The 15,075-nt window shown below is 69.3% G+C and carries 23 protein-coding genes; 16 read left to right on the plus strand and 7 right to left on the minus strand.

Going from position 1 to position 15,075, the window contains the following annotated elements:
- Window positions 1-24: 24 nt before the first annotated feature.
- The gene (bla, locus tag ACLJOK_RS12360; protein WP_410818430.1) at window positions 25-936 is read left to right on the plus strand and encodes a class A beta-lactamase; all 912 of its coding nucleotides are present in this window, start codon (window positions 25-27) and stop codon (window positions 934-936) included.
- 11 nt (window positions 937-947) lie between these two features.
- Here bla and ACLJOK_RS12365 read toward each other — a convergent pair whose 3' ends face one another.
- A complete protein-coding gene (locus ACLJOK_RS12365; protein WP_410818432.1) occupies window positions 948-1,379 on the minus strand; it encodes a winged helix-turn-helix transcriptional regulator in 432 nt (143 codons plus the stop codon).
- A gap of 116 nt (window positions 1,380-1,495) precedes the next feature.
- Between ACLJOK_RS12365 and ACLJOK_RS12370 the strand changes: the two genes are divergently transcribed.
- Together ACLJOK_RS12370 and ACLJOK_RS12375 are read left to right on the plus strand one after the other, a co-directional pair.
- Window positions 1,496-2,215 (plus strand): DsbA family protein, encoded by a 720-nt coding sequence (locus tag ACLJOK_RS12370; RefSeq protein WP_410818433.1) that lies wholly within the window; start codon window positions 1,496-1,498, stop codon window positions 2,213-2,215.
- A gap of 119 nt (window positions 2,216-2,334) precedes the next feature.
- Window positions 2,335-2,982: a winged helix-turn-helix transcriptional regulator gene (locus ACLJOK_RS12375; protein ID WP_410818435.1), complete on the plus strand. Its 648-nt coding sequence runs from the start codon at window positions 2,335-2,337 to the stop codon at window positions 2,980-2,982.
- A gap of 31 nt (window positions 2,983-3,013) precedes the next feature.
- Here ACLJOK_RS12375 and ACLJOK_RS12380 read toward each other — a convergent pair whose 3' ends face one another.
- Window positions 3,014-3,583 (minus strand): TetR/AcrR family transcriptional regulator, encoded by a 570-nt coding sequence (locus tag ACLJOK_RS12380; RefSeq protein WP_410818436.1) that lies wholly within the window; start codon window positions 3,581-3,583, stop codon window positions 3,014-3,016.
- 104 nt (window positions 3,584-3,687) lie between these two features.
- Between ACLJOK_RS12380 and ACLJOK_RS12385 the strand changes: the two genes are divergently transcribed.
- Both ACLJOK_RS12385 and ACLJOK_RS12390 read left to right on the plus strand, forming a co-directional pair.
- A complete protein-coding gene (locus ACLJOK_RS12385) occupies window positions 3,688-4,620 on the plus strand; it encodes an NmrA family NAD(P)-binding protein (RefSeq protein ID WP_410818438.1) in 933 nt (310 codons plus the stop codon).
- 208 nt (window positions 4,621-4,828) lie between these two features.
- Window positions 4,829-5,890 carry a glycoside hydrolase family 43 protein gene (locus ACLJOK_RS12390; protein ID WP_410818439.1) on the plus strand — a complete coding sequence of 354 codons (1,062 nt, stop codon included), beginning with the start codon at window positions 4,829-4,831 and terminating at the stop codon, window positions 5,888-5,890.
- A gap of 63 nt (window positions 5,891-5,953) precedes the next feature.
- On the opposite strand, the gene ACLJOK_RS12395 is transcribed toward ACLJOK_RS12390, so the two are convergent.
- Window positions 5,954-6,868 (minus strand): SDR family NAD(P)-dependent oxidoreductase, encoded by a 915-nt coding sequence (locus tag ACLJOK_RS12395; RefSeq protein WP_410818441.1) that lies wholly within the window; start codon window positions 6,866-6,868, stop codon window positions 5,954-5,956.
- A gap of 100 nt (window positions 6,869-6,968) precedes the next feature.
- Here ACLJOK_RS12395 and ACLJOK_RS12400 point away from each other — a divergent pair, with 100 nt between their 5' ends.
- The 4 genes from ACLJOK_RS12400 to ACLJOK_RS12415 all read left to right on the plus strand — a co-directional run bounded on the left by ACLJOK_RS12400 (window position 6,969) and on the right by ACLJOK_RS12415 (window position 9,461).
- Window positions 6,969-7,634, plus strand: a complete 666-nt coding sequence (locus tag ACLJOK_RS12400) for a TetR family transcriptional regulator (RefSeq protein ID WP_410818442.1) — start codon at window positions 6,969-6,971, stop codon at window positions 7,632-7,634.
- A gap of 54 nt (window positions 7,635-7,688) precedes the next feature.
- Window positions 7,689-8,573 (plus strand): S41 family peptidase, encoded by an 885-nt coding sequence (locus ACLJOK_RS12405; protein WP_410818443.1) that lies wholly within the window; start codon window positions 7,689-7,691, stop codon window positions 8,571-8,573.
- A 203-nt stretch (window positions 8,574-8,776) separates the two neighbouring features.
- On the plus strand, window positions 8,777-9,166 hold the full coding sequence (locus ACLJOK_RS12410; RefSeq protein ID WP_410818445.1) for a hypothetical protein: 390 nt from the start codon (window positions 8,777-8,779) through the stop codon (window positions 9,164-9,166).
- Window positions 9,167-9,275: 109 nt separating this feature from the next.
- Window positions 9,276-9,461 carry a hypothetical protein gene (locus ACLJOK_RS12415; RefSeq protein WP_410818447.1) on the plus strand — a complete coding sequence of 62 codons (186 nt, stop codon included), beginning with the start codon at window positions 9,276-9,278 and terminating at the stop codon, window positions 9,459-9,461.
- Window positions 9,462-9,481: 20 nt separating this feature from the next.
- Here the strand turns inward: ACLJOK_RS12415 and ACLJOK_RS12420 are convergent, their stop codons facing one another.
- Entirely contained in the window at window positions 9,482-9,754 is a 273-nt protein-coding gene (locus ACLJOK_RS12420) for a hypothetical protein (protein ID WP_410818449.1), read from the minus strand.
- 42 nt (window positions 9,755-9,796) lie between these two features.
- On the opposite strand from ACLJOK_RS12420, the gene ACLJOK_RS12425 reads away from it, so the two are divergent.
- Complete coding sequence (locus ACLJOK_RS12425) at window positions 9,797-9,961, plus strand: hypothetical protein (RefSeq protein ID WP_410818450.1); 165 nt, start codon at window positions 9,797-9,799, stop codon at window positions 9,959-9,961.
- A gap of 12 nt (window positions 9,962-9,973) precedes the next feature.
- Here the strand turns inward: ACLJOK_RS12425 and ACLJOK_RS12430 are convergent, their stop codons facing one another.
- Window positions 9,974-10,306, minus strand: a complete 333-nt coding sequence (locus tag ACLJOK_RS12430; RefSeq protein WP_410818451.1) for a hypothetical protein — start codon at window positions 10,304-10,306, stop codon at window positions 9,974-9,976.
- A 151-nt stretch (window positions 10,307-10,457) separates the two neighbouring features.
- Here ACLJOK_RS12430 and ACLJOK_RS12435 point away from each other — a divergent pair, with 151 nt between their 5' ends.
- The 4 genes from ACLJOK_RS12435 (at window position 10,458) to ACLJOK_RS12450 (ending at window position 12,184) form a co-directional block, all read left to right on the plus strand.
- Entirely contained in the window at window positions 10,458-10,892 is a 435-nt protein-coding gene (locus ACLJOK_RS12435) for a hypothetical protein (RefSeq protein ID WP_410818453.1), read from the plus strand.
- A 222-nt stretch (window positions 10,893-11,114) separates the two neighbouring features.
- Window positions 11,115-11,492 (plus strand): DUF2089 domain-containing protein, encoded by a 378-nt coding sequence (locus tag ACLJOK_RS12440; RefSeq protein ID WP_410818454.1) that lies wholly within the window; start codon window positions 11,115-11,117, stop codon window positions 11,490-11,492.
- Window positions 11,493-11,503: 11 nt separating this feature from the next.
- Window positions 11,504-11,749, plus strand: coding sequence for a hypothetical protein (locus ACLJOK_RS12445; protein WP_410818456.1), 246 nt, complete (start codon window positions 11,504-11,506; stop codon window positions 11,747-11,749).
- A 12-nt stretch (window positions 11,750-11,761) separates the two neighbouring features.
- On the plus strand, window positions 11,762-12,184 hold the full coding sequence (locus ACLJOK_RS12450) for an SHOCT-like domain-containing protein (RefSeq protein WP_410818457.1): 423 nt from the start codon (window positions 11,762-11,764) through the stop codon (window positions 12,182-12,184).
- Between the two features lie 174 nt (window positions 12,185-12,358).
- Here the strand turns inward: ACLJOK_RS12450 and ACLJOK_RS12455 are convergent, their stop codons facing one another.
- Window positions 12,359-12,700: a GlsB/YeaQ/YmgE family stress response membrane protein gene (locus tag ACLJOK_RS12455; RefSeq protein WP_410818458.1), complete on the minus strand. Its 342-nt coding sequence runs from the start codon at window positions 12,698-12,700 to the stop codon at window positions 12,359-12,361.
- Between the two features lie 199 nt (window positions 12,701-12,899).
- Here ACLJOK_RS12455 and ACLJOK_RS12460 point away from each other — a divergent pair, with 199 nt between their 5' ends.
- On the plus strand, window positions 12,900-13,406 hold the full coding sequence (locus ACLJOK_RS12460) for a GNAT family N-acetyltransferase (protein WP_410818459.1): 507 nt from the start codon (window positions 12,900-12,902) through the stop codon (window positions 13,404-13,406).
- Between the two features lie 53 nt (window positions 13,407-13,459).
- On the opposite strand, the gene ACLJOK_RS12465 is transcribed toward ACLJOK_RS12460, so the two are convergent.
- Complete coding sequence (locus ACLJOK_RS12465; RefSeq protein WP_410818460.1) at window positions 13,460-13,717, minus strand: hypothetical protein; 258 nt, start codon at window positions 13,715-13,717, stop codon at window positions 13,460-13,462.
- Window positions 13,718-14,351: 634 nt separating this feature from the next.
- On the opposite strand from ACLJOK_RS12465, the gene ACLJOK_RS12470 reads away from it, so the two are divergent.
- Window positions 14,352-15,050, plus strand: coding sequence for an HAD family hydrolase (locus tag ACLJOK_RS12470; protein WP_410818462.1), 699 nt, complete (start codon window positions 14,352-14,354; stop codon window positions 15,048-15,050).
- The last annotated feature ends 25 nt before the right edge of the window (window positions 15,051-15,075 follow it).

A 15,075-nucleotide genomic window follows, 5' to 3' on the forward strand; every position in this document is an offset into this window, starting at 1 on the left:
ACGGCACCCTCAGGAGGAACGACGATGGCGGTTTCGGTCCGACGGCTGGCGATCGTGGTGGTCACGGCGTCGACAGTGTTGTCGTTGGCGGGGTGCAGCGGCGGCGGCGAGGCGGGGACGACGACGCCGAGCCCGCAGGTGTCGCTCGCCCCGTCGCCAGCCGCCGATCAGGAGTTCCGGCGGCTGGAGGAGCAGTTCGGGTCGCGGCTGGGGATCTACGCCGTCGACACGGGCACCGGCCGCACCGTGGAATACCGCGCCGACGATCGGTTCGCGTACGCCTCGACGTGGAAGGCCCTCGCTGCCGCCGAGGTGCTCGACGGCACCACCGACGCGCAACTCGATCGGGTGGTGCGGTACTCGGCGCGGGACCTGGTGGCGCACTCCCCCGTCGCCGAGAAGCACGTCGGCGAGGGCATGAGCCTGCGCGCCCTCGCCGACGCCGCGGTGCGCTACAGCGACAACACGGCCGGCAACCTGCTGCTGCGCCACCTCGGCGGGCCGGCGGGGTTCGAGTCGAAGCTGCGCGCGCTCGGCGACACGGTCACCGACGTCGCCCGCTACGAGACCGCGCTGAACGAGGCAACACCCGGCGACAAGCGGGACACCAGCACCGCGCGGGCCCTGGTGCGCGACCTCCGGGCGTACACAGTGGGGGAAGCCCTGGAACCGGCGGACCGTGACGTGCTGCGCGGCTGGCTGCGGGGCAACACCACCGGCGCGGCGCTGGTCCGCGCCGGGGTGCCGGCCGGCTGGGTGGTCGGGGACAAGACCGGAACCGGCGGGTACGGCACCCGCAACGACATCGCGGTGCTCTGGCCGCCCAGTCGCGCCCCGATCGTGCTCGCGGTGCTGTCCAGCCGCGGCAAGAAGGACACCACGCCCGACGACGCCCTCATCGCCCAGGCCACCCGGGTGCTCGTCAACCAACTGTGAGCAGGAGTCGGTCAGGTCGCGCTGCGGTTGTCGTACGCCGTCTGGTGGTGGCGGATCTCGGCGTGGTGGTCGGCGGACCAGGCCGCCAGGGCCAGGACGGTGGAGAGCAGTGACCTGCCCAGGTCGGTGAGGGCGTATTCGACGCGGGGTGGCACCTCGGGGTACGACGTCCGGGTGACGAGGCCGGTGCGCTGGAGGTGTTTCAGGGTCAGCGTGAGCATGCGTTGGGAGATGCCGGGGATCGCGTCGCCCAGGTCCGAGTAGCGGACGGGGCCGTCGGCGAGCGTGCCGATGATCAGCACGCTCCACTTGTCGCCGACGAGGTCCAGGACCTCGCGGATGAAGTCGGCGTCCTCGTCGTTCCAGTGCGCGCAGGGCCCCGGAGCGTCCCGGACGTTCCCCCGGACGTTGGTGCGCCTGCGCCGAAGTTCTCCTGCACTCATCCCCGCCACCCCCTCCGCGCAGTCCGCGCTACGCACATGAATGTACCTTTTGTGGCCCTCCGATTCTGATGCATCATGGCGCTACGAACAAGAAGTAAGAATCAGTGAGGAGCATCATGAAGATCGAGTTCTGGTCGGACATCGTCTGCCCGTACTGCGGGCTGATGGACCACCGGCTCCACCAAGCCCTGGACCGGCTCCCGTACGGCGATCAGGTCCAGGTGATCCACCGGTCGTTCCAGCTACATCCCGACCTGCCCCGCGCAGGCGTCAGCCAGCGGGAGCTGATCACGATGGCGGGGGCTCCCGCGACGACCGTCGAGCGGGTCCTGCGGCCCATCGAGCAGGCGGCCGAGGCGGAGGGTTTGACGCCCTACCACGCTGTGGACCGCACGCTCGGGCCGACGGACTTCGCTCACGAACTGCTCGCGTACGCGACCGACCAGGGTCGCGGCGCCGAGATCTGGACGGCGATGTTCCGCGTGCACTTCGGGCAGGCCCGCAAGCTGTGGACCGTCGAGGAGGTCCTCGACTTCGCCGCCGAGGTGGGTCTGGACCGCGCCGGGGCCGCCGACGCCCTGCGAAGCCGCCGCTACCGGGCCCGCGTGGCGGCCGACCAGCGCGAGGCACAGCGCCTCGGGGCACGCGGCGCGCCGTTCCTCGTCTTCGACGGCCGCTTCGCCGTTCCCGGGGCGATCGGCCTCGACGACCTGCTCGCGGTCATCGACAAGGCGTGGGCCGAGAGCCACCCGACGCCGCAGCCGCTGCCGGTTGTCGGTGCGGCCGAGGGCATGTGCGCCCCGGACGGGTGCGTGGTGCCCGACCGCACCACCTGAGCCCGTCAGGCCGGGTGGTACTTCAGCAGGACGACACCGGAGGCGAAGGGTTCGGCGGACATCAGCTCCAGTCGTGCCGGCGGCTGACACCGTCGAACAGCCCGCTCGTATTTCTGCAGGTGGTCGTCGACCAGGAGCCCGTTCACTCGGCGTGCTGGCTACTGGCCGCCGCTGAGCGCGGCTCGGACGGGTTCGGCCCCCGGCGGTTCAACGACCTGCTCGGCGGCCTACCGGGCGTGAGCCCGAACGTGCTGAGCCAGCGGCTGCGCCAGTTGACCGAGCACGGCGTGGTGCACCGGCGGGACCTGGGCCCGCCGACGCGGGTCGACCTCTACGAGCTGACCAAATGGGGCCGCGCCCTGGAGCCGATCCTCCTTCAGTTCGGACGCTGGGGAAGCCAGTCCCCCCGACTCCCCGACGGCCCCCTCGGCGTCGACTCCCTGCTGCTCAGCATCAAGGCGGCGTTCGACCCGGCGCGAGCCCCGGCACTCGCCGGCAGCTACGCGTTCCACATCGACTCCGACACGTACCTCGCCGACGTCGCCGGCGAGACGGTGCAGCTCCGGCGTGGCACCGCGTCCGACCCCGACGCGGCCCTCACCACCGACATCGACACCCTCCGGGCCGTCTGTGGCCAGGAGATCACCATGGACGCGGCGCTGGAGTCGGGTGCGCTGCGGTTGAGCGGCGACGAGGACGCCAGGCGGCGCCTCACCGATCTGCTCCTGGCCCCGTTCGCCCCCGCACCCCGGCCCGCCACGCCCTGACGACCGGCCACCCGGCCCCCGCGGAGAAACGTCACCCTCGACGTGGGCTGATTCCCGCTACCGCCAGGTCGAGCAGTCGGGTCGCGGCGGCGGCGGGATCCCGGTGGTGCTCGGTTGCCAGGGCGATGCCGGTGATCAGCGCGAGCAGATCGGCGATGGTCACGTCTGGTGCCACCGCGCCGCCCTGCACGGCGCGACGGACGAGTGGGTCGCCCGCCTCGGTGAGCTGCGCGGAGGCGCAGTGCTCGTGCGCCTCGGTGGGGTTGGCCGTGCAGTCGCGGGTCAGCGCGATGGCCAGGCCCCTGATGGTGGCGACGTTGCCGTTGACTGCGGCGAGCCAGTCCAGCAGCGCGGCCCGCGCGTCGGCGGCGTCGGAAAGCTCCCGGGCGCGGGCGCCGAGGTTCTCGATCACGCCACGGAAGACGGCGTCCAGCAGCGCGTGGCGGCTGGGGAAGTGTCGGCGCACGGTGCCCGAGCCGACTCCGGCGATGCGGGCGATCTGCTCCAGGGACGCGTCGGCGCCGTGGGCGGCGATCTCCTGTTCAGCCACGGCCAGCAGACGCGCGTAGTTGCGCCGGGCATCCGCTCGCTGGCCGGACATGGCGTCACCTCACGGTTGCTAAGTGGCGGGGTCCGCCGTATCTTAGCGAAGCATAAACGGCGGATCCCGCCGTTTATGCTTCACCCCGTGACAGGAGACCCCTCATGCCTACCGAATCCGCACCCGTCCTGGTCACCGGCGCCACCGGAAGGCAGGGCGGCGCCACCGCTCGCGCCCTGCTCGCGGCCGGCGTACCCGTCCGGGCTCTGGTCCGTGATCCCGCGACCGACCGTGCGCGGGCCGTCCAGGCCCTCGGGGCCGAACTGGTCACCGGCGACCTCGACGATCGCGATTCGCTGGTCCGGGCCGCGCGCGGAGCACAGGCCGTCTTCTCGGTGCAGATGCCCGCGATGACTGGCAACAGCATCAACTTCGCCGGCGAATTGGCGCAGGCCGTCAACCTGATCGAAGCTGCGCTGGCCGCCGAGGTGCCGCAGTTCGTGCACACGTCTGTGAGCGGGGCCGGCCAGCACACCGAGGCGCCCGGCTGGGCCGAGGGTCGGTGGGCGGCCATGGAGCCCTACTACACCACCAAGGCCGGCATCCAGGAACGCGTACGCGAGGCGGGCTTCCCGCACTGGACGCTCATCAAGCCGGGCTTCTTCATGGACAACCTCCTGCCCTCGGCGGCCTACCTGCTCCCCCGGGGCGTCGCCGGCGGTCTGGCGACAGTCCTCAAGCCACAGACCTCACTTTCCCTCGTCGCGGTCGACGACATCGGCCGCGCAGCCGCCGCGGCCATCGCCGATCCCGATCGGTTCCACGGAGTCGAGCTGGAGCTGGCGAGCGACCACCTGACGATGACGGAGATCGCGAAGACGCTCTCCGACGCGCTGGGCGCCGAGCTGACCGCGCCGGACATGACCGAGGAGGAGGCGGTCGCCGCCGGGATGCCGGAGTGGGCCGGCATCTCCCACGATCTGATGAACGTCGCCGGCCAACCCGCTCGCCCGGAGTACGCGCGGGCCCTCGGCATCCCCCTCACGACCTTCGCGGAATGGACGCGCGAAGCTCTGCGCGAGTCGTCGCTGCGATAAGTGGCTGACGCCCACCCCCAGCCCGAGGCAGGATCCCATCGCGGCTCGCAGGCGTGGAAATGGCAGGTCTGGCAACCAACGCTGTGGCTCGTCGACTCCTGGCCTAATCTATGAGCGTCGATTGTTGTCGCCCTGGCCGCACGACTGGATCCGACCTGACCGGGGGCCGGCCGCCGGCGAGCCGAGTTCGAGGAGAGGAATCCCGATCGTGAACGTCGGTAACCGAATCCTTCCCATCCTGTTGACCGTCGTGCTCGCCACCGGCCTGTCCCTGGTCGGCGCCGGGCCAGCGGCGGCAGGGCAGACCAGCCTGCGGGCCGCCGACCCGAGCGTGATCCGCGTCGGCGGCACCTACATCTCCGTACAGTCGCTCAACGGCGGGATCGCCGTCCGGCAGGCGGCCTCCCCCGACGCGCTGGCCGCCGCACCCGCGCGGCAGGTGTGGACGGACAGCCGCAACCTCGGTGAGGTCTGGGCCCCGGAGATCGTCACCGACGGTGGCCGCTACTACATCTACTTCTCGGCCGGGCGCGGCACCGCACACCGCATGTACGCGATCCACTCGGCGTCGCCGGCCAGCGGATACACGGCCGAGAGGCAGCTCGCGCTGCCCGACGGAAAGTGGGCCATCGACGGCAGCTTGTTCACCTTCAACGGTCAGCGGTGGTTCGTCTGGTCCGGTTGGGCCGGCGACACCAACATTGAACAGAACATCTACCTCAGCCGCATGAGCGACCCGCTCACCCCAACCGGCAGCCGGTACGTCATCTCCCAACCACGCGAGAGCTGGGAGCGCGTCGTCGGCAACCCGTTCATCAACGAGTCCCCCGAGGCGATCAGGGACCCTAACGGGCAGTTGCACATCGTCTACTCCGCCAATGGCAGTTGGAGCGACCAGTACTGCCTCGCCGACCTGCGGCTGCGCGCCGGCGGCGACCCGACGTACGTGTGGGACTGGTACAAGTCGAACGGCTGCCTGTTCGGCTCGAACCGGGCCACCATGATGGCCGGCTGGGATCCCACCCTGCACGTCAACGGCCCCGGCCACCACAGCTTCGTGCTGCTCAACGGCGACATCGCCACCAGCCCACCCGCCGGGCCGAGGTTCCCACTGATGTACCACGGCGTGCCCAAGGGCACCGCGTACTCCTGGGCGAACCGCTACTGGTACACCGGCACCTTCTGCTGGTGGGGCAACACCACCTACCGCCGCGCCAACGTGCCCGGCCCGACGGCCGACACCGGGTTCAGCATCAAGTTCTTCGAGTGATCCGACGAGCATCCTGATCGTTTCGGGTCTGGTGAAGCCGGCGCGTCCCCGACTCGGGCACGATCAGACGGTGGCGGCTACCTGGCCCACCGGGAACCGCACGCCGGTGAGGTCTTCCGAGACGGCCCAGAGGCGTTGCTGCACGCTCACGTCGTAGGACTCGGGGCTGGAAGTGACAAGCCTCGGGTAGCCGCGCGCCTCGGCCACGCCGTCGGGGCCGTAGTACTGCCCGCCGAGGACGGACGGGTCGGTGGCGGCCCGCAGGGTGGGCAGCGCACCCGCCGTCGCGGGCTGGGTGATCACGGGGGCGAGCCAGGTGAGCGGTCGGCGGACGACCGCCGGGGCGTTGCGGGCCAGTTCGGTGTTGGAGATGCCGGGGTGTGCGGCCACCGCGACGGTGGTGCCGTGCGCGGCGAGCCGGCGCTGCAACTCGTAGGTGAACATCAGGTTGGCGAGCTTCGACTGGCCGTAGGCGGCGACCCGACCGTAGGACCGTTCCCATTGCAGGTCGTCGAAGTGGATGGCGGCGCGGATGCGGTGGCCGGTGCTGCTGACAGTGACCACCCGGGAGCCGGGCACGGGCAGCAGCAGGTCGAGCAGCAGGCCGGTGAGCGCGAAGTGGCCCAGGTGGTTGGTGCCGAACTGCATCTCGAAGCCGTCGCGGGTGGTCTGCCTCGGGGTGTACATCACGCCGGCGTTGTTGATCAGCAGGTCGATCCGCGGGTGGGTGGCGCGCAGGCCGGCCGCGGCGTCGCGTACCGATTCCAGCGAGGTCAGATCCAGTTCCCGTACGGAGACGTCGCCGTTGATCCGGGCGGCGGCAGCCTTGCCTTTCTGTGTGTCCCGCACGGCCAGCACGACCGACGCCCCGCGCTCGGCGAGCCGCCGGGCGGTCTCGAAACCCAGCCCGGTGTTGGCGCCGGTGACCACGGCGACCCGGCCGTCCTGGCGCGGAATCTGCTGCTCGGTCCACTTCATCTCAGGCTCCTTAGGTACCGCCGGTAACTTATGCCAAAACGGTAAGGTACCGCCGGTACGTTGTCAAGGGACCGCCGGTACCTAAGCTAGGGTTGGCGACATGACGTTCCAGCGGGCGCGCAGCGAGGAGCAGCGTGAGGTCCGGCGCCGGGCCATCCTGGAGACCACCTCGGCGATGCTCGACGAGATGCCGGTGGCCGAGGTGACCCTGAACGAGCTGAGCCGGCGGGTCGGCCTGGCCAAGACGGCGGTGCTGCGCTATTTCGAGTCCCGCGAGGCGGTGCTGCTCGACCTGATGGACGACCGGACGACGACCTGGCTGGCCGAGCTGGACCAGGACTTGGCCCACGGTGTCGACCTGGGCCGGCCGGCGATGGAACGGGCGGAGCAGACGGCCGACGTGCTCAGCCGGTCGCTCGCCGCCCAGACGGTGCTCTGCGATCTCTTCGGCGCGCAGGGCGGGGTGCTCGAGCACAACGTCTCGGTCGAGGCGGTCCGCCGGCACAAGCGGGCCTCACTGGGCAACCTCGCGGTGATGGCCGACCTCGTCCGGCGGCACCTACCGGAGGTCGGCGACAACGCCGAGCTGTTCTGCCTGAACGCCCTGATCCTGGGTGGCGCGCTGTCCGCCTACACCTCGCCGCCGCCGAGCCTGCTCGCCGTCTACGAGTCAGAGCCGGCGCTCGCGGTCCACCATGTCGACCTACGGACAGCCCTGCGGGTCGCGATCATCACGTCGCTCGTGGGCATACTGCCGCGCTCCTGATCCCGGCGGGAAATCGGTGGTCATGAGCTTGTGTGCGGTCTACCGTTGCCCGCCGTGCTCTCAAACGAACAGATAATCGGACAGGCCCTGGACCGGATCGAGGCCGGGTATGTCTTTCCGGAGAAGGTCGCTGACATCGACGCCGCGATCCGGCGCCGTCTCGCGGCAGGCGAGTACGACAATCTGGACGGGCCGGCGCTCTGCGAGACGGTGACCGTCCACCTCCAGGAGGTGTGCCCGGACAGGCATCTGCGGCTGCTGTGGTCGGACCAGCCGCAGTCGCTGGATCCAGCCGCCGAAGACGGCGGGCGCGCCGCGTTCCTCGCGCTGCTCAGGGCGGAGAACCAGGGGATCCGGCGGGTCGAGCACCTGGACGGCAACGTCGGGCTCATCGACGTGCGGCGCATCGCGTACGCCGACGAGGGCGCCGCCGCGATCGGCGCGGCCATGCAACTGGTCGCCCTCAGCTCCGCGCTCGTCCTGGACCTGCGCGCGTGCTCCGGCGGAACACCGGAGGGAGCCGCGATGTGGTGCAGCTACTTCTTCCGCGACGACCAGGTGCACCTCAACGACTTCTACGAGCGGTCCACCGGCGCCACCCGCCAGTTCTGGACGACCGCGCACCTGCCCGCGCCGCGCTACACGGACCGCCCGGTCTATGTGCTCACCAGCGCGGCGACGTTCTCCGGCGGCGAGGACGTGGCGTACACCCTTCAGGCGCACGGTCGGGCCGCCGTCATCGGTGAGACGACGCGCGGCGGCGCGCACCCGACGGCCCGCCACCCGGTCACCGAACACATCCTCGTGACAGTGCCGACCGCCCGCACCATCAACAGCGTCACCGGCACCAACTGGGAAGGCGTCGGAGTGGTCCCCGACGTACCCGTCCCGGCAGACCAGGCACTCGACACGGCCCTCAAGGCCGTCCTGGCCGGATAGGCGCGGCGGCGGCCGTTGCGAACCGCGACGGTGGCCCCCGTTCCGTCTTGCCGGCGGTGGCGAAGATCGACTCGGGTTTCGTGAAGTCGGGGTGTCCTTAGACCCCGGACACCCCGACTTCCGTGAACGCGAGTGGATCACCAGGTCGTGCTGGCGGTGCCGCCGCCAGCACGGGGTTGTCCCCCGGTGGCACCATCGTTCTGATGAACGTGCGTCGCTTGGCGGCCATCGACATGTACGGCAGCCGAGGAACCACCCGCCGGCGGCGGATCATTCTGGCCGAGTTCCTCGTCGGCGTGGTTCTCATGGTGACGTGGGGCATCTGGCTGCTGACGTCGTCGAGCGGCCTCAGCACCCGAGCGATCGGCCTGTGGCTGACCGGCGCAGGTCTCAACTACGCACCGCTGTCCCTGTACGCGCTGGCGCTGATGCGACCCGGTGCCCTCGAAGCCGAACTGGCAGGCGCCGACATCGACCGGGAACTGCGCCGGTACACAGTGCTGCAGCTCTGGGTGTTCGTGCCGCTCTCGCTCGTCGTTCTCGCCGTCCGCGACGCACTCGCCCGGCGTAAGGCTCGAACGACAACTCCTTGACCACCTGACGTGCCTGATCGACGCGCCCGTCATCACACAGGTTTGGCCGACGACAACTTCGAGCACAACCAACAGGGTCAGGTCCGGTTGCCACTCAGGAGTGAGCCCAGTGAAACGACCGACTCTCGGCGTACTCCTCATAGTCCTGGGCACCATCATCGGGTACGTGCTCGCCAGCACCGTCGGTGAGCGCTATCCAGACGCGTTCGTGGGCGCATCCGCCGTGATCATCATCCTGGTCCTGACTGCCGTGCTCGTGCACCTGCTGCGCCGCAAGCGACAGCAGAGGGACTGAGGGAACCGCGGACCGGACGGTCAGGGCCGACGAAAGCCCTGGTAGGCCTGCCAACAGCCCCAGCCGAACGCGGCGAAGCAGGCGACCCGCGCCGCCAGCAGTATCGGCAGGCCCAACCGGCCCTGATCGGTGAGCCAGTCGTACAGTCCCCAGAAGAGGGCCGTGAACATGATCGCCGCAATCACGGCGACGGCCAAGCCGCTCACCACCTGCGCCCAGCGGCGGCTCGGCAGGACCTGAGCCGAGTCGCGGTCGCCGTCGAGCGGGCGCCCGCCGTCATCGACCCCCGTCATGCCCGGCAGCCTAGTCGCGCCCGGCCAGGGCTGATCGGCTTGGTGCGGCAGTTCCGGGACGCGATGGTCCGCGCCGGCAACGAGTGCACGCTCCTGGAGTACGAAGGCGCCGAGCACGGATTCCACTACCCCGGCACCGGCGGGCACTTCGACGACGTCATCGCCGCCGCAGCGCGGTTCCTCCTCGACCGGACAGCAACGACCTGAACGGCGCGCGTGTCAGCTGGGCGGCGGCGGACATTCCAGGACGGCGATCGAGTTTCCCGCGAACAACCCCAGGTGCGGGTGCCCGGAGAAGATCTGAACCGCCTCGTCGTGCGAGCCCGCTTCCACAGTGGTGTAGGCGATCAGGGCGTCGGTGAAGTCCTCGACACCTCGCGCCGTGACCCGCTTCTTGGCGTTCAAGGGAGCACCGGGGTCGACGATGGCCTTCTCGTTGGCCTGCGCCCAGGACGCCCACGCGTTCATGAACTCGGTCTGCTGCTGTTCGGTGAGTTCGGCCTTGTCGGCCTCGTCAGCCGCGCCGTTGAAGAGCGCCAGGAACCTGCCCACCTCGGCATCCTAGCGGCGGCCCGTGCAGGCCGCCGAGTCACAATCGCGACCCCGGCCGAAATGCCAGGTCGTTGACGCCTCAACAGAAGGGGTACTTTCCGTCACAGGTGAAACACTCTCTGCTTCCGTACTCATCGGGCATCGTGGATGCATGAAGCTACGTATGCTCCTGATCGCGGCCTTCGCGGCCCTCATCGCCACGCTGGCAGTGCCGTCGGCCGCCACCGCGGGCCCGGCCGATCAACCCGTCGTCAGCGTCGCGGCGCAGCCGGCCAACGCGACTGCGGCCGACAACCCGAACGCCGGCATCAGCGGCGTCGCGTCCCAAGCGCTCGGCCCCTGCCCGTACGGGGCCACCTACGTCTACACCGACACCTACTTCGGCGGACGGATGTTCGTGCTGTACCAGTGTCGGTGGTACTCGCTCACCAACTGGAACGGCTGGGGTTCCATCTACAACAACCAGACCTGGGGTGCCTGGGCCGACATCATGGACCGGAACGGCAACCCGATCCGCGGCTTCAGCTCTGGGGTCGCCTGGGAAGCTGTCGACTTCTCGCCGGTCTGGTACATCCGGATGTGCTGATCCGCTTGCCGTGGGCGGGAGTCGGTGTTGCCCGCTCCCGCCCGCCGGGCGCCCGGCAAGCAACACCCTTCGACCGCGGCGGGACCTCTTCGGGTCCCGCTGCGGTTTCGCGTTCCCCGCCGGCGGAGAGATCGACTCAGGCCTCCTGTAACCGAGCACAGCCTTAAGAAAGTTAAGATCAGCTTCTTGGAAGTTGAGGATTCTTGAGATACAACTTTAGGTATGACAGAGCAGGCGATGGACTGGCAGGAGCTGACCAGCCTGACGCGGGGGCAGCCGTTCGTCGTCGAGCGGGTGCGCCTGGCGAACAACGGCGTCGCGATCGAAGGCGCGTTCGAGCCACCGCAGCTGGCTCAGCTCAACGTCGATGATCAGGTCTTCGTCACGGCGTTCGTGCGCTGCCACGGTTCGATCAAGGAGATGGAACGCATCTTCGGGGTGAGCTACCCGACGATCAAGTCACGGCTCAACCGGATCACGCAGATGCTCGACTTCGTCGAGACCGACCCGGCGCCCTCGCGAGCCGACGTCATCGACCGGCTGCGCCGCGGTGAGATCACCGCACAGCAGGCGCTGGCCGAGCTGGACGGCCGGTCGTGATGCCGCAGTTGGTGACCGTCAAGGTCAACCGCCCGGACCGCCGGCCCATCCGCCTCTGGGTTCCGGTGCTCCCCGTGGCGCTCGTGCTCTTCCCCGTCGTGGTCCTGGTCGTGCTGGCGGCGATCGTGGCCTGCGTCGTGTTCCGCATCGGTGTGGTGCGGGCACTCGGCGCCGCTTGGCGTGTCATCTCGGCACTGCCCGGCGCCCGCTTCGACATCGAGCAGGGCCCCATGGCCGTGCTCGTGGCTATCCGATAAGGAGAGGTTCGAATGACCGAACAACGCAAGGACATCCTCGACATGCTGGTCACCGGCAAGATCACCACAGAGGAGGCGGACCAGCTGATCGCCGCACTCGAACGGGACCAGGCACCGGCGACGGTGAGTCACGACGCCCGGCCAAAGGGCAAGGTGAAGTACCTGCGGGTGATGGTGGACGCCACCGAAAACGGCGAGCCGTCGCGGGTCAACGTGCGGGTGCCACTGCAACTGCTGCGGGCCGGTGTACGGCTGGCGGCGCTGATCCCGCCGCAGGCCCTGGTCAAGGCCAATGCCTCACTCAGCGACTCGGGCGTGCCGATCGACCTGACGCAGCTCAAGCCCGAGCAGTTGGAGGCGCTCGTGGAGCACCTCGACGAGGTCACCGTGGAGGTGGATTCACCCGATGCCACAGTGCGGGTCTTCTGCGAGTAGGCGCCGTCTGATGGGACGGGCCCTCGAGAGGGTGCTCGAACACCCTCCCGAGGCTGCGCCCGCCGCAGCAGAGCACAGGTGAACTGCCAACCTGAAGTTTAGCCACTCACCAGCAACCGCGGAGGGACCACTCGGACGGGTGGTCCCTCCGCGGCTCGCCCACTGACCGACTCTTCAGCTCTTGGCCTGGCTGCGACGGGCCCGCCGACGGGGCTTGTCGTCACCGCCGGCAAGCCGGGTGAAGGTGAGCATGTTCGCCAGCGCCACGGCGATGATCGCGACGACGACCTGGATCGCGAGCACGACCCAGTCCCAGCGCAGCACCCACACCTCCACGCCGGCCCCGTCGTCGATATCAAGCGCCCTGGCGACCACGGTGCCCAGCACCGCCGAGCCGACGCCGATGACGAACGTGGCGAAGAAGCCGATCCGTTGCCGCCCCGGCAGGATGAGCCGGCCGAGCAGGCCGACGAGGGCACCGATGAGCACCGCGCCGAGATAACCAGTCACCAGCATTGCCGTCTCTCCCCTCCAGCAGTGCCCAGGTACATGCCCGAATCTCACGTTCCCGGAAACCCCGCCCCGGCCTCGACCGGTCGCGGGATGGTGTCGAAGCGACGCCATCGGGCACGTCGATGAGGGGCGCTCGGAGGGGATCCGCGCCGTCCGCAGTGCTCGTGTGGGGCCCACTCGGCACGATGGGTAGCCTGCCGGCATGGCAAAGGTTGTCACGTACCTGGAGATGAACAACGCCACGGACCTGCGACCGGGAAAGGTCGTGCCGGAACTTTCCCTACGGCGCGTCGACGTTGGCCTGCCGCTCGTGCACGCCATCAATGCTCAGGTCGGGGCGCCCCACGGGTGGCGTTGCGCGTCTCGCACGAGCGAAGAGTGGCAGGAGCTGATGCGGTCTCGTCCGCTGCGCCAGTACCGGTTCATCACCCTCAAGGACGAGACCGTGGGGGTGGCGAATGTGGAGCCCCACCCGGGCGGAGATGTGGAGATCACCGCCTTCGGGCTGTTGCCAGAACATGTCGGGAAGGGTCTCGGCGGCCATGCGCTGACGCTGACCATCCGGCAAGCCTGGGACATGGTGGCCCTGGAGTCTCCAGCTGTGCACAGGGTGTGGCTGCACACCTGCTCGTTGGACCATCCGAATGCGCTGGGCAACTATCAGCGACGCGGCATGACTGTCTACCGCACCGAGGTCGAAGCCGAGTAGGTGTCGGCTCAGGCCGAAGCGAACCGGCGGTACGACCGCGGCACAACGGAGCACTACTGGTAGCTGGAGACGGGGATGGCGAAGTGGAACGCGCCCGGGTCCGGGACGTGCGGCCCGCCGTAGCGGAAACACACCCCTCGCTGTGGCGCCCAGCCGTTGTAGAACAGCTGACAGCAGTTGATGCAGTACTCCCAGTTCGCCTGGGTGCCAGGGGGCTCGCCGATGTCGTGCGGCAGTACATAGTTGTTGCCGACGCATCGACCGTAGTTGGAAAAAAGCCACTGAAGAACAGCCCGAAACAGTTCCGGCACCACCGCCAGTCAGGCTGGTCGTTGGGCGTCCAGCCACCCCCGAACGGGATTTTGAAGATCCAGCCGATCTGACGGTGCGTGCTGCCCGTCGCCGCACAGCGCCCACTGGGAGCGAAGCCCCAGTAGAACATCACGAAGCAGTCGCCGCAGTACCGGTACGGGGCGTGTGTGGTGCTCGTCCAGGCGGACGCCGGGGAACCAGTGCCCACGGTGGCGAGAAGGGTGGCTGCCGCGCCCAGACCGGCGGTCGTGGTGAGAACCGCTCGGCGAGTCCAGCGTGGAACTTGATGAGGGCTCCGAGCGAGTGGCGTGACACGAATCGTTGATCTGACAACGCGCGGCGGAATTGCGCTGGGCGGCCGTCGGGCACGGGCACCGATGATCGCGGCCCTCGTCAACGCACCACACGAGTTGCCAACTGCGAGCCGACGGCGGTGTCTCCCCACAACCCCGCTGAGCGATGTCTCGACATGGCTGCGAGGGCTACGATCGGCCGTGCGATCGGTCCGGCGAGGAAGCACCCGCCGGTGCTCATCTGGCGGACGTCGACGTGCCGATCATGAACATGCCGCAGGCAGCCGTGCACCACGGCGGCGCGGTCTCGATCGGCGCTCAGCCACGGAAGGCCTGACCAGTGCATCAGTTCCGGGCGGTGATATTCGACTGGCGAGGCACGCTCGTCACCACGCTGTCGTCGCAGGACTGGGTGCACGCAGCGTTGCGGCTACTTGGGCGTGACGGTCGGCCGGAAGCGGTCGCCGGCGTGTTGGCAGCCATCACCGAGGCGGCCGGACAACCGGATTGCCTGGCGGCCCCGGGCGTGGACCGGGATGCCGCGGTGCACCGGGCGACGTACCACGGCGTCTTCACCGCGGCCGGCCTCGACGTCGACCTGGCAGATGCCCTGTACGCCGTGGAGTCCGATGCCGCGTACAACGAGTTCGCCGTCGACGTGGCTCCGGTACTGCGCGCGATCTCCACACACGGTGTGCGCATCGCAGTGGTCAGCGACATCCACTTCGACGTGCGCCCAGCGTTCGTTGCTGCGGGTATCGCCGACCTCATCTCGGTTTTCGTGCTGTCCTACGAGCACGGTGTGCAGAAACCCGATCCGGAGATCTTCCAGCACGCCCTCGACCGACTCGGTGCGCTGCCGAAGGAGACGCTGATGGTCGGCGACCGGCACGAGTACGACGGCGCCGCCCTGGACGTCGGCATGACGACGCTGCTGCTACCGCCGCTGAACGACGTCCGTCACGAGCGGCTCGGCCTGGCCGCCCGGCTGCTCGGCGTACCCCTCGGCGACGTACCCCCGCCGCCCGGCCCACGGTGACGCCCCGGCGTAGCTAGGCGGCGTC

Source organism: Micromonospora sp. 050-3, from assembly GCF_046549335.1.
Classification (GTDB): domain Bacteria; phylum Actinomycetota; class Actinomycetes; order Mycobacteriales; family Micromonosporaceae; genus Micromonospora; species Micromonospora trifolii.

Coding starts and splice junctions, on each gene's coding strand:
- ACLJOK_RS12455 (WP_410818458.1), bottom strand. CDS start 12,700: ATGCTGGTGACTGGTTATCTCGGCGCGGTGCTCATCGGTGCCCTCGTC.
- ACLJOK_RS12395 (WP_410818441.1), bottom strand. CDS start 6,868: ATGAAGTGGACCGAGCAGCAGATTCCGCGCCAGGACGGCCGGGTCGCC.
- bla (WP_410818430.1), top strand. CDS start 25: ATGGCGGTTTCGGTCCGACGGCTGGCGATCGTGGTGGTCACGGCGTCG.
- ACLJOK_RS12385 (WP_410818438.1), top strand. CDS start 3,688: ATGCCTACCGAATCCGCACCCGTCCTGGTCACCGGCGCCACCGGAAGG.
- ACLJOK_RS12410 (WP_410818445.1), top strand. CDS start 8,777: ATGAACGTGCGTCGCTTGGCGGCCATCGACATGTACGGCAGCCGAGGA.
- ACLJOK_RS12370 (WP_410818433.1), top strand. CDS start 1,496: ATGAAGATCGAGTTCTGGTCGGACATCGTCTGCCCGTACTGCGGGCTG.
- ACLJOK_RS12400 (WP_410818442.1), top strand. CDS start 6,969: ATGACGTTCCAGCGGGCGCGCAGCGAGGAGCAGCGTGAGGTCCGGCGC.
- ACLJOK_RS12460 (WP_410818459.1), top strand. CDS start 12,900: ATGGCAAAGGTTGTCACGTACCTGGAGATGAACAACGCCACGGACCTG.
- ACLJOK_RS12380 (WP_410818436.1), bottom strand. CDS start 3,583: ATGTCCGGCCAGCGAGCGGATGCCCGGCGCAACTACGCGCGTCTGCTG.
- ACLJOK_RS12440 (WP_410818454.1), top strand. CDS start 11,115: ATGACAGAGCAGGCGATGGACTGGCAGGAGCTGACCAGCCTGACGCGG.
- ACLJOK_RS12365 (WP_410818432.1), bottom strand. CDS start 1,379: ATGAGTGCAGGAGAACTTCGGCGCAGGCGCACCAACGTCCGGGGGAAC.
- ACLJOK_RS12450 (WP_410818457.1), top strand. CDS start 11,762: ATGACCGAACAACGCAAGGACATCCTCGACATGCTGGTCACCGGCAAG.
- ACLJOK_RS12420 (WP_410818449.1), bottom strand. CDS start 9,754: ATGACGGGGGTCGATGACGGCGGGCGCCCGCTCGACGGCGACCGCGAC.
- ACLJOK_RS12435 (WP_410818453.1), top strand. CDS start 10,458: ATGAAGCTACGTATGCTCCTGATCGCGGCCTTCGCGGCCCTCATCGCC.